Annotated in this window: 8 protein-coding genes; 5 read left to right on the forward strand and 3 right to left on the reverse strand. The window is 65.5% G+C overall.

Features of this window, described 5'->3' with window-relative positions; translation table 11 throughout:
* Positions 1 to 18: 18 nt before the first annotated feature.
* From Y887_RS12025 to Y887_RS12040, 4 genes are all read left to right on the forward strand, one after another.
* A complete protein-coding gene (locus Y887_RS12025) occupies positions 19 to 1503 on the forward strand; it encodes a leucyl aminopeptidase (protein WP_046964555.1) in 1485 nt (494 codons plus the stop codon).
* Positions 1504 to 1624: 121 nt separating this feature from the next.
* Entirely contained in the window at positions 1625 to 2050 is a 426-nt protein-coding gene (locus tag Y887_RS12030; protein WP_046964556.1) for a DNA polymerase III subunit chi, read from the forward strand.
* A 191-nt stretch (positions 2051 to 2241) separates the two neighbouring features.
* Positions 2242 to 5082, forward strand: coding sequence for a valine--tRNA ligase (locus tag Y887_RS12035; protein ID WP_046964557.1), 2841 nt, complete (start codon positions 2242 to 2244; stop codon positions 5080 to 5082).
* Positions 5083 to 5514: 432 nt separating this feature from the next.
* Positions 5515 to 6789, forward strand: coding sequence for a multifunctional CCA addition/repair protein (locus Y887_RS12040; RefSeq protein WP_046964558.1), 1275 nt, complete (start codon positions 5515 to 5517; stop codon positions 6787 to 6789).
* A gap of 264 nt (positions 6790 to 7053) precedes the next feature.
* On the opposite strand, the gene Y887_RS12050 is transcribed toward Y887_RS12040, so the two are convergent.
* Entirely contained in the window at positions 7054 to 9711 is a 2658-nt protein-coding gene (locus Y887_RS12050) for a TonB-dependent receptor (protein ID WP_046964560.1), read from the reverse strand.
* A gap of 176 nt (positions 9712 to 9887) precedes the next feature.
* Between Y887_RS12050 and Y887_RS12055 the strand changes: the two genes are divergently transcribed.
* A complete protein-coding gene (locus Y887_RS12055) occupies positions 9888 to 10052 on the forward strand; it encodes a hypothetical protein (RefSeq protein WP_157004326.1) in 165 nt (54 codons plus the stop codon).
* A 287-nt stretch (positions 10053 to 10339) separates the two neighbouring features.
* On the opposite strand, the gene nagA is transcribed toward Y887_RS12055, so the two are convergent.
* Both nagA and Y887_RS12065 read right to left on the reverse strand, forming a co-directional pair.
* Positions 10340 to 11494, reverse strand: coding sequence for an N-acetylglucosamine-6-phosphate deacetylase (gene nagA, locus Y887_RS12060; RefSeq protein WP_046964562.1), 1155 nt, complete (start codon positions 11492 to 11494; stop codon positions 10340 to 10342).
* Positions 11495 to 11496: 2 nt separating this feature from the next.
* Positions 11497 to 12525 (reverse strand): SIS domain-containing protein, encoded by a 1029-nt coding sequence (locus Y887_RS12065; protein WP_046964563.1) that lies wholly within the window; start codon positions 12523 to 12525, stop codon positions 11497 to 11499.
* Positions 12526 to 12528: the final 3 nt, after the last annotated feature.

Here is a 12528-nt window from a genome sequence, read left to right on the forward strand (position 1 = left end):
GCCTACGGAATCTGATCAATGGCCCTGCAATTCACCCTGAACCAAGACGCGCCGGCAAGCGCCGCCGTCGACTGCATCGTGGTTGGCGTGTTCGCCGACAAGACCCTGTCGCCCGCTGCGCAGGCGCTGGACAGCGCCAGCCAGGGCCGCCTGACGGCCCTGGTGGCACGCGGCGATGTGGGTGCCAAGACCGGCAACACCACCCTGGTCCACGACCTGCCCGGCGTCACCGCTCCCCGCGTGCTGGTGGTGGGGCTGGGCGAGACCGGCAAGTTCGGCGTGGCGCCCTACCTCAAGGCGATCGGCGATGCGACCCGCGCGCTGAAGACCGGCGCGGTCGGCACTGCCCTGCTGACCTTGACTGAATTGCCGGTCAAGGCGCGCGACAGCGCCTGGAACATCCGTCAGGCCATCATCGTCAGCGATCATGCGGCCTACCGCTACACCGCCACGCTGGGCAAGAAGAAGGTCGACGAGAGCGGCCTGACCACGCTGGCGATCGCCGGCGACGACGCCCGCGCGCTGGCCGTGGGCGTGGCCACCGCCGAGGGCGTGGAGTTCGCCCGCGAGCTGGGCAACCTGCCGCCGAACTACTGCACCCCGGCCTACCTGGCCGACACCGCGGCCGCCTTCGCCGGCAAGTTCCCCGGCGCCGAGGCCGAGATCCTGGACGAGACGCAGATGGAGTCGCTCGGCATGGGCTCGCTGCTGTCGGTGGCGCGTGGCTCGGCCAACCGCCCGCGGCTGATCGTGCTGAAATGGAACGGCGGCGGCGACGCGCGCCCCTACGTGCTGGTCGGCAAGGGCATCACCTTCGACACCGGCGGCGTCAACCTCAAGACGCAGGGCGGCATCGAGGAAATGAAGTACGACATGTGCGGTGGCGCCAACGTCATCGGCACCTTCGTGGCCACGGTCAAGGCCGAGCTGCCGATCAACCTGGTGGTGGTGGTGCCGGCGGTGGAAAACGCCATCGACGGCAATGCGTATCGCCCATCGGACGTGATCACCAGCATGTCCGGCAAGACCATCGAAGTGGGCAATACCGACGCCGAAGGCCGCCTGATCCTGTGCGATGCGCTGACCTACGCCGAGCGCTTCAACCCCGAGGCGCTGGTGGACGTGGCCACGCTGACCGGCGCCTGCATGGTGGCGCTCGGCCACCAGACCGCCGGCCTGATGAGCAAGCACGACGACCTGGCCAACGAGTTGCTGGCCGCCGGCGAGCACGTGTTCGACCGCGCCTGGCGCCTGCCGCTGTGGGACGAATACCAGGGCCTGCTGGATTCCACCTTCGCCGACGTCTACAACATCGGCGGCCGCTGGGGCGGCGCGATCACCGCAGGCTGCTTCCTGTCGCGCTTCACCGAGAACCAGCGCTGGGCGCATCTGGACATCGCCGGCGTGGCCAGCGACGAAGGCAAGCGCGGCATGGCCACCGGTCGCCCGGTGGGCCTGTTGACGCAGTGGTTGCTGGACCGCGCCGCAAGCGGCGCGGCGTGATTGGGGAATGGAGATTCGGGATGCGTGCAAAGTGCATGCATCCCGCCGTCCTTAGCAGTGTGCGGACGGCCATGACCTGCCGTTGCCAATCCCGAATCCCCTTCAACGAATCCCTGCCCTGATGCCCCGTGCCGACTTCTACCTGATCGCCAAACCGCGCTTCCTCGACGAACCGCTGCGGCTGGTCTGCGAGCTGGCGCGCAAGGCCAACGACGCCAACCTGCCCACCCTGATCCTGGCGCGCGACGCCGCGCAGGCCGAGGCGCTGGACGACCTGCTGTGGGCGTTCGACGACGAAGCCTACGTACCGCACCAGATCGCCGGCACCGACGAGGAAGACGAACTGGCGCCGGTGCTGATCGCTTCGCCCGAGTTCGCCGCACCCTCGCGCCCGCTGGTGATCAACCTGCGCGACGACCCGTACCTGGGCGCCTGCGACCGCGTGCTGGAAGTGGTGCCTGCCGACCCCGCCGCCCGCGAACCGCTGCGCGAACGCTGGAAGCAGTACAAGGCCCTGGGCCTGGAACTGACCAAGTACGACATGTGAGAGGGCGGGGATTGGGGATTCGTCACAGCGCGTTTGCGCGCATCCACAGGCTGCAGCCAACGACGAATCCAAAATCGCCACCCTCCGTTCCGTAGCACCATCGCTGTCATTGATGCGTGGGTTGCCAGTGCTTCTCGCCGGCCCATGACGCAACCAATCCCGAATCCCGAACAACGAATCGCCGCCCCTCTATGACCACCCTCGCCTCCAGCTACGAACCCTCTTCCTTCGAATCGCGTCTTTACGCGCAGTGGGAGGCGGCCGGTTACTTCGCGCCGTCCGGCAAGGGCGAGCCCTACACCGTGCTGCTGCCGCCCCCCAATGTCACCGGGACGCTGCATATGGGCCATGCGTTCCAGCAGACGCTGATGGATGCGCTGGTGCGCTATCACCGCATGCGCGGTTTCGACACGCTGTGGCAGGTGGGCACCGACCATGCCGGCATCGCCACCGAGATGGTGGTGTCGCGCAATCTGGCGCTGGAAGGCAACGGCGACACACGCGACTCGCTGGGGCGCGAGGGCTTCATCGCCAAGGTGTGGGAATGGAAGGCCGAATCCGGCGACACCATCGAGCGCCAGATGCGCCGGCTGGGCACGTCCAGCGACTGGTCGCGCAGCACCTTCACTATGGATCCGCAGCCGTCGGCCGCGGTCAACGAAGCCTTCGTGCGCTGGTACGAGCAGGGCCTGATCTATCGCGGCCAGCGCCTGGTCAACTGGGACCCGGTGCTGAAGACCGCGATCTCCGACCTGGAAGTGGAAAACGTCGAAGAAGACGGCTTCCTGTGGTCGATCCGCTACCCGCTGGCCGATGGCGCGACCTACGAGCACGTCGAGCACGATGCCGACGGCGTCGAGACGCTGCGCGAGATCCGCGATTATCTGGTGGTGGCCACCACGCGCCCGGAAACCATGCTGGGCGACACCGCGGTGATGGTGCATCCGGAAGACCCGCGCTACGCCACGCTGCACAAGGCCAGCATCGTGCTGCCGCTGACCGGCCGGCACGTGCCGGTCATCACCGACGATTACGTCGACCGCGCCTTCGGCACCGGCGTGGTCAAGGTCACGCCTGCGCATGACTTCAACGATTATCAGGTGGGCGTGCGGCATGACTTGCCGCTGATCAATCTGTTCACCGTCACTGCCACCATCAACGACAACGCACCGGAACGCTACCGCGGCCTGGATCGCTACGACGCCCGCAAGCTGGTGCTGTCGGAGCTGGAGGAGTTGGGCGTGTTGGTGGAAACCAAGCCGCACAAACTGCAGGTGCCGCGCGGCGACCGTACCGGTCAGGTGATCGAGCCCTACCTCACCGACCAGTGGTTCGTGAAGATGGACGCGCTGGCCAAGCGTGGTCTCGAGCTGGCGGAGAGCGGCCAGATCAAGTTCGTGCCGCCGAACTGGATCAACACCTATCGCCACTGGATGGAGAACATCCAGGACTGGTGCATCAGCCGTCAGCTGTGGTGGGGGCATCGCATTCCGGCGTGGTTCGACGAGGCAGGCAAGTGCTATGTCGGCCATGACGAAGCCGAGGTGCGCGCCAAACACGGCCTGGGTGCCGAGGTTGCGCTGCATCAGGACAGCGACGTGCTGGAAACCTGGTTCTCCTCGCAACTGTGGCCGTTCTCCACGCTGGGCTGGCCGGATGCCGATGCGATGGCCGAGCGCGGTTTCGAGCGCTATCTGCCGTCGTCGGTGCTGGTCACCGGCTTCGACATCATCTTCTTCTGGGTGGCGCGCATGATCATGGCCACCGACAGCTTCACCGGCCAGGTGCCGTTCCGCGATGTCTACATCACCGGTCTGATCCGCGATGCGCAGGGCCAGAAGATGTCCAAGTCCAAGGGCAACGTGCTCGATCCGCTGGACATCATCGACGGCATCAGCATCGAGGACCTGGTGGCCAAGCGCACCCACGGACTGATGCAACCGCGCATGGCCGAGAAGATCGAAAAGGCCACGCGCCGCGAATTTCCGGACGGCATCATCGCCCACGGCGCCGACGCGCTGCGCTTCACCATCGCCGCGCTCGCCACGCATGGCCGCGACATCAAGTTCGACCTGGGCCGCGCCGAGGGCTACAAGAATTTCTGCAACAAGCTGTGGAATGCCACGCGCTTCGTGCTGATGAATACCGAGGGCGCGCGCTTTGCCGGCGTGCCGCAACCGCGCACCGAAGCGGAGAAGTGGATTCTGGCGCGACTGGACAAGGTCACCGCGGAAACGCGTGCGCATTACGCCAATTACCGCTTCGACCTGCTGACGCAGTCGTTGTACGAATTTGCCTGGAACGCGTTCTGCGATTGGTTCGTGGAGCTGGCAAAGCCGGCGCTCAACGGTGCCGTGCAGGACAGCGACGCCGCGGTCAGCACGCGTCACACCCTGCTGTACGTGCTCGAATCCCTGCTTCGCCTGCTGCACCCGCTCACCCCGTTCGTCACCGAAGAGCTGTGGCAACAGGTCGCGCCGCGCCTGGGCATCACTGCCGCAACGATCTCCCTGCAGACATTCCCGCAGGTTGGCGACGTGGACGCCAGCAGCTATGCCAGCGCAGAGACCGATGTCGAATGGTTGAAGTCGATGGTGTCGGCATTGCGTCGCGTGCGCAGCGAGTTGAACGTGCCGCCGTCCAAGCAGGTGCAGCTACTGCTGCAGGCCGGCACCGCCGACGACCGCACGCGCGTAGCGCGCTTCGCATCGCAGCTGGCGTTCCTGCTCAAGCTCGAAACCATCGACTGGCTGGACGCCGGCCAGGACACTCCGCCGGCGGCTACCGCCATCGTGGGCGAGCTCACGCTGCTGGTGCCACTGGAAGGCCTGGTCGATATGCAGGCCGAGCGCACCCGCCTGGACAAGGAGATCAAGCGGGTGGAAAGCGAAATCGGCAAGTGCAACGGCAAACTCGGCAATGCCACCTTCGTGCAGAACGCACCGGCGGCGGTCGTCGAACAGGAGCGCGCGCGCTTGAACGACTGGACCGTGCAATTGACCGGCCTGCGGGAACAACGCGCCAAGATCTGACGCAGCGGATCGTCTCGATGCGCCGCCGCTGCACGGTCACGGACCGTACAGCGGCCACCGACTCGACGGCAGCACCTGGCCGGGCACTGGGCGTATCGCCCAGCTCGATGAAGCACGGGCTGTTTTAACGGTGCACACCGACGTCGTGACGGTCCCGTGCCCGCCCACCGTCGCGGGACCTTACGCCGCATGGATGCCGCGTAAGAGCTTGCAAGGACGGACTTGCCGCGTGTCCCGCGCTGGTGGGCGGGCAAGGACCCGGCAGCGAAGTCGCAGACCTGACGGCTGGCGCATCATCCATCCGCAGCAATCGCTTGCAGACGCCGGGATCTACGCGATGACACCCCCGCCAGGCACCACACCCAAGCAGAACGCGACAGCGCTCGCCGCGCGTTGTTTCGACGCAAGCACCGCATCGGGCATCATGCAGCGATGAAGATCTATCTCGTTGGCGGCGCAGTCCGCGATGCCTTGCTTGGCCAACCGGCCGGCGACCGCGACTGGGTGGTGGTGGGCGCCGATCAGGCGCAGATGCAGGCGCAGGGTTTCAAAGCGGTGGGCAAGGACTTTCCGGTGTTTCTGCATCCACGCAGCGGCGAGGAATATGCGTTGGCCCGCACCGAGCGCAAGTCCGGGCGCGGCTACCGCGGCTTCGTGGTGGATGCCGATCCGTCGGTGACGCTGGAAGAAGACCTGCTGCGCCGCGACTTCACCATCAACGCCATGGCGCGCGACGAAGACAGCGGCACCCTGGTGGACCCGTACGGCGGCGCCCGCGACCTGCAGGCGCGCGTGCTGCGGCATGTCGGCCCGGCCTTTGTCGAAGACCCGGTACGCGTCCTGCGTGCGGCGCGCTTCATGGCGCGGTTGGCACCGCTGGGTTTCAGCATCGCACCGGACACGGCCGCACTGATGCGCGAAATGGCGGCCAGCGGCGAACTGGACAGCCTGGTGCCCGAACGCGTGTGGCAGGAACTGCGCCGCGCGCTGACCTGCGCACAGCCGGCCGCGTTCTTGCGCACCTTGCACGATACCGGTGCGCTGCGCGTCATCCTGCCCGAGCTCGATGCGCTGTACGGCGTTCCCCAGCGCGCCGAATTTCATCCGGAAGTGGATACCGGCATCCATCAGGAGATGGTCAGCGACATGGCCGCGCGGCTGGCACCGGGCGATGCGCTGATCGGCTTTGCCGCGTTGACCCACGACCTGGGCAAGGCGCTGACTCCGCAGGAGCAATGGCCGCGCCACCTGATGCACGAACAGCGCGGCGTCGCCCCGCTGCAGGCGCTGTGCGAACGGCTCAAGGTGCCGCAGGACTATCGCCAGCTCGCCGTCACCGCCTGTCGCGAGCACCTCAACATTCACCGTCTGGCGGAACTGCGCAACCGCACGGTGCACGAGCTGCTGGTGCGCTGCGATGCATTCCGTCGACCGGAACGCATCGCGCAACTGGCACTGGTCTGCGAGGCCGACAAGCGCGGCAGGTTGGGCAGCGAAGAGGCCGCCTATCCACAAGGCGAAGAACTGAAGCGGCTACATGCCGCCGCCCTGGCGATCAACGCACGCGACCTGGCAGCCGAAGGTCTGCAAGGCCCGCAAATCGGCGAGGCATTGACCAGGGCGCGCATCGCGGCGATTGCCGACGCACGTCACCGCAACACGCACAACGATGGCGGCAGCAGCGAAGATGCTTCTGCACTTTGCTGATCGGCATTTTTAGCGCGCAACGCGCTATCGATGCGTCTCAGGGACACGTATGCGCAGCTGATGTACAGCCGTGCGGCATTGCAGTTGCACACCTGCCCGGGCCGCCGTCTCGATCAAGCAAGCATCCACGCGCTGTCGTGCCGTGCTGCCATACCCGGACAACGCGGCCTTGATGGACACCCCAGGGTGCCGACTCCAGGCGTTCTCGCCCGCCGCCCACTCCTTGGCAACGAGCGACTGCATCGCGCAGCCGCCCGGCATCCCTCACATCTTGAAATTCAGGCTCAGCATGAAGGAGCGACCGTTCTTGTAGATGTAGTACGGCTGGTTCTTGTTGCCGATGTAGCTGAAGTAGGTTTCGTCGAGCAGGTTGGTGGCTTCCAGCGCCACCCGTAGCCGCTCGGTGGCCTGATAGCCGAACGAGGCATCGACCTGGGTGAAGGCATCGGTCATCTGCTGGCCGTTGAGCCGACCGATCTGGGTGAAGTACTCCGAGCGCCAGCCCAGATTGACGCGCGCGCTCCACTTGCCCTGCTCGTAGTACGGGCTGATGTTGTAGGCGTTGCGCGAGTTGTACGGCAGGCTGTAGTCGCCGTCGGTGTTGGAATCGGAATACGTGTAATTGGCGACCACACCGAAGCCGTTGCCGAAGTTGTGCTGCAGATTGAGCGCCACGCCCTGCACCTTGGCGTCGCCGGCATTGGTCGGCACCGAGGTCTGGTATGTGCTCGACCCACCGGTGGCGTTGTTGAAGAACACGCGGTCCTGCACCGTGGTCAGGATGTAGTTGGAGATATCGCGCGAGAAGAACTCGCCGCTGAGCAGGCTGCTGTCGGAGAAGTACCACTCCACCGACGCACCGAGGTTGGTCGACTCGTAGGGGCTCAGACCGGGGTTGCCGGTGGATGCGGTCAACGTGGTGTCGTCGGTGGCCACGTACGGCGTCATGTTGGTGTAACGCGGTCGCGCGATGACCTTGGAGGCGGCAAAGCGCAACATCAGATCCTCGCGCAGGTCGTAGGCGATATTGAAGGCCGGCAACCACTTGCCGTAGCTGCTGAGAAAATTCACCGGCGTGTAGCTGCCACCTGGTGCATAGCTGAAGCCATCGGTGGAGTCGCGCGTGTGCACGTAGCGCACGCCGATGTTGCCGCGATAGCGCTCGCCGGAGAAGTTGCCCTGCAGGAACCATGCACGGTTCTGCTCCTCGATGCTGTAGTTGCCGGCGTAGCTGATCGGCAGGCCGTCATCGCCTTCCAGCCCACCGATATAGCGGCCGATGGCGCCGCGATTGATGGTGGACCAACGTTGCATGTCGGCGCTGGTGGAGAGTCCGTCCAGATAACCGGAGGGTGTGGTGCCCGGCGAAAAATCCGCCAGCGTACTGCCATCGTTTGGGGCCCAGGTGCGGCTGTACGACGACTGCCCGGTGGCATGATTGGTGAGCTTGATGCCGGTGAGGATCTGCGTGAACGGGCCCCACTCCACCGCATGATCGAAGTCCAGCTGCAGATAGCGCTCCTTGTCGTACTGCGGGCTGTGGCTGGCCGAGGCGTTGTTGAGTTGCATCGCTGCCGCATTGGTGGGGTCGGTGCTGTAGTCCATCGCGGTGCGACGCCCGTCGATGTTGTAGCTGTACCCGGCAAGATTGCGGAACTGGATGCCGTAGATGCGCTCGGCACCGCCTTGCGAGCTGGTGTAGCCCACCTGGCTCGAGGCATTCCAGCCATCGCCATGCCAGTCGGCACGCAAATGGATGCTGCCGGTGGTGACATCGCTGTTGCGCAGGTAGCCGTCCAGATAGGTGTTGGACTGGTCGCCGAAGGTACCCGACGTGGCCACGCCGTTTTCGAAGCCCAGTTCCTGCGCGTCGCCGGGATTGGAGCCCCAATAGCCGTAACGGCTCTGGTTGTAATTGTCGAAGCTCTCCTTGACGTACAGGCCGGTCAGGTTGAGCTCGAAATCGCTATCGGGCTTCCATTGCAGCGCTGCGCTGACGCCATCGCGCTTGCGCGTCTGCTGAAACAATGCGGTGTTGATCGAGGTGGGAAACACACCGGTGTTGTTGCCCACCACTGCAGGCGGAAACGCCGCGCCCGCGACGTTGTCGTAGCCAAAGATTTCCACACCGTCGCGGCGCAGCACGCGCTGGGAATGCATCACCGAGGTGAGCACGCCCAGGGTTTCGTCCTGGTTCTTCCAGCTATACAGCGCCGATGCGTTGGGCTTGCCTTCTTCAGACCGGTCGTTATAGCCGTAGCTCACCGTACCGGTCAGCGTATTGCGCTCCAGCTCCAGCGGCTTGCGCGTATGCACGATCACCGTGCCGCCGATGGACCCTTCGTCGATGCGCGCTTCCGGCGTCTTGTAGACCTCCATCAGCCCCACCACTTCCGGCGCCAGCGTGCTGTAGTTGAACGAACGGCTGTCCGGGTCGTTGGGGTCGCCGCCCCAACTGGTGGAGGCAATGGTCTGGCCATTGAGCAGCACGCGGTTGAGCGCCGGGTCGGTGCCGAGAATGCTGACCTTCTCGCCTTCGCCGAACTGGCGATCGACGGTGATGCCCGAGAGACGCGACAGCGACTCGGCGACATTGGTGTCGGGGAATTTTCCGATGTCTTCGGCGCTGATCGCATCGACGATCGCATCGGCATTGCGCTTGACGTTGAGCGCCTTGCCCAGGCTGGCCTGATAGCCCACCACCTTGATTTCGTCCAGCGTGGACACCGAAGGATTGGCTGGTGCCTGTTGCTGCGCGGGTGCCGGCTGTTCCTGCGCGAATGCCGGAAGCACCGCAGTGCTGGCAAAAGCCGCGCCCCCCAACAGCAAGCCACGTACCGCTGCGCTCAGTGACGAGCGACGCGGTGCACGCGCGTGACAAAGGACATGGCCGGACAACTCGAACACACGGGGATACGCCATTGCATGGACCTCTCAAACTGATACGTCGCAACCGGCTGGTTGCGCAAGAACGCGCGACGCGCGTGCCATACCCGTCATCCGTCCCCTGTGCCGGATGCGAGCAGCGTCCCGCATCGCCATTGCCTGGGCTTGCCGTTGCAATCGCAGCGATGCGGATCAAAGCGCCGGATCAATGCATGATCGGCGGCACCATTTGCATGATTCGGAGTGGGCTCCTGTTCGCTGACAACGTTATCAGTGAAGTTGCCCGCAGCAAGCCGCGCTGTCAACTCGACGACACAAACAGCCTGATGTATGTGGAATTCGTCGAATTCAACGCAGATAACGGGATGACGACGTGATCGCCATCGCATTCTTTTTTGATGCGCATGCAGACCACTGCGCATCAACACCTAGTGCTGGCAGGCTGCGCATGCAGATGTTGCGATGCAAAGTGTTTTGCGTGCGTGCGCAGATGGAGTGCGCATGCGCAGATAACGCGCTTGTGAGGCAGGCAGGTGCGCGTATGCAATCGCGCCTCGCCGCCTCAAGGACGTCGGCGCACGCCATTGCAACACGACGACGGTAGCGTTCCAACCACCAACAGCGACTCGCCGCGCGGCGAAGATCCACGCGGCGACAATCACGCTTACTCGCGCTGTCCGGCCACCCAGGTGCCCAGCACCTGCACATCCGCATCCACCAGCACCAGGTCGGCCTGGTAGCCGGGTGCGATACGGCCCAGGCGTTCGCCCAGGCCGATGCATTGCGCGGGGTAGGTCGAGGCCATGCGTGCGGCTTCGGCCAGATCCACGCCCAGCCATTGCACGCTGTTGCGGACTGCGGTGGCCATGTCCAGGGCCGAGCCGGCGAGTGCGCCGTCGGCATTGCGCACCACGCCGTCCACGGCGGTGATGGTTTCGCCATACAGATCGAAGCTGGGGCTGTCGGCGCCGACCATCGGCATGGCGTCGGTGACCAGCAGCACCTTGCCGCGCGGTTTGGCCGCCAACGCCACGCGCAGGCTGGCCGGGTGCACGTGCACGCCATCGACGATGACACCGCACCACACCTGCGGGTCTTCCAGCGCGGCGCCCACGGCGTTGGGCTCGCGCCCTGCCAGCTGCGACATCGCGTTGTAGACGTGGGTAAATCCGCTCACGCCGGCAGCGATGCCGTCGCGTGCCTGCTCGTAGGTCGCGGCGGTGTGGCCGGCGAACACGATCGCACCACCGGCCACGAACGCGCGGATGTCATCCAGCGGCACGCGCTCGGGCGCAAGCGTGATCAAGGTGACGCCGTTGTCCAGCGAGGTGTCGACGGCAATCTCGTGCGCGTCCGGCAGACGGAACTTGCGCGCGTCGTGGGTGCCCTTGCGTGCGGGGCTCAAGTACGGGCCTTCCAGATGGATGCCGAGCACGCCGGGGACGCCTTGCGCGATGGCCGCACGGGTGGCATCGATGGCTTCGGCCATCACCTGCGCGGTGTCGCTGATCAGCGTCGGCAGCATGCCGGTCGTGCCGAAGCGGCGATGCGCCGCGGCAATCGTGGCCAGCGCCTGCGGGTCGCGCGCATTGTTGAACAGCACCCCGCCGCCGCCATTGACCTGGATGTCGATGAAGCCGGGCAGCAAGGTCGCACCGCCCAGATCCAAGCGCGTGGCGGCCTGCGCAACGCGTACGTCGTCGGCCGGCACGATCGCCTGGATCTGCGCACCGTCCAGCAGCACGGCCAGGCCATCCTGCAGGCCGTCATCGGTGAGTACGCGCGCATTGCACAATGCCTGAGTGCAGGAAGCATCCATGTTCAAACGGTTTCCGTGACCTTGTTCAAGTGCGGCGGTAAATCGGGATTGTTGCCACGCTGCAGCGCCAGCGCATTGATCGCGCGGTAGAAGCTCTGCACGGTCAGCAGCGGCGCACACGCCGGATGCGCGGCATCGGCAAGCGGCAGATCGCCATCGGGTGCGGCCAGCCACACCTGCGCGCCGCGCGCGCGGAATTCTTCGGCCAGTGCGCGGGTGCCGGCACCGGTTTCGTCGGGCTGCGCAAAGACCAGCACCGGAAAGCCCGGGCCGACCAATGCCATCGGCCCGTGTTTGACCTCGGCCGAGCTGTAGGCCTCGGCATGCAGGCCGCAGGTTTCCTTGAATTTCAAGGCCGCTTCCTGCGCCGCACCCAGGCCCAGCCCGCGGCCAAGCACGAACAGGTTGTGCGCGGGCGTCAAACCGGTGGTCAGCGCGGACCAGTCGGCCTGCCAGGCGCTGCGCAACTGTTGCGGCAACGCGTCCACTGCAGCGAGCAGTGCGGGGTCGTTCTTCCACACCGCACCCAGGTGCAGCACCGCGGCGAGCGAGGCGAGGTAACTCTTGGTGGCGGCAACGCTTTTTTCCGGGCCGGCGCCGAGCGGAATCACCACCTCGGCCAGCTGCGCCAGCGGCGAATCTTCCACATTGACCAGAGCCACCACGCGCGCACCGGCGAGTTTGGCGGCCTCGGCATTACGCAGCAGATCCGGACTCTTGCCCGATTGCGAAATTACGATGTACAGCGCGCCACGCAGTTGCAGCGGCGCTGCGTACACCGAGCCCACCGATGGCGATGCTGAGGCGGTGACGATGCCCAGCTGGGTCTCGAACAGGTACTTGGCATAGGTCGCTGCGTGATCGGAGCTGCCGCGCGCGCAGGTCACCACGAACGGCGGCGGGTTGTCGCGCAACGATTGCGCAAGCGCAGCGATGGTGTCGGCATTGCGCGCGAATTGCGCGGCGACCACATCGGCGGTCTGCGCGGCTTCGCGGAACATCAAGGTCTGCGTTTCGGTGGGGAGGCTCATCGG

This window comes from Xanthomonas pisi DSM 18956 (assembly GCF_001010415.1).
In the GTDB taxonomy this organism is placed as follows: Bacteria; Pseudomonadota; Gammaproteobacteria; order Xanthomonadales; family Xanthomonadaceae; genus Xanthomonas; species Xanthomonas pisi.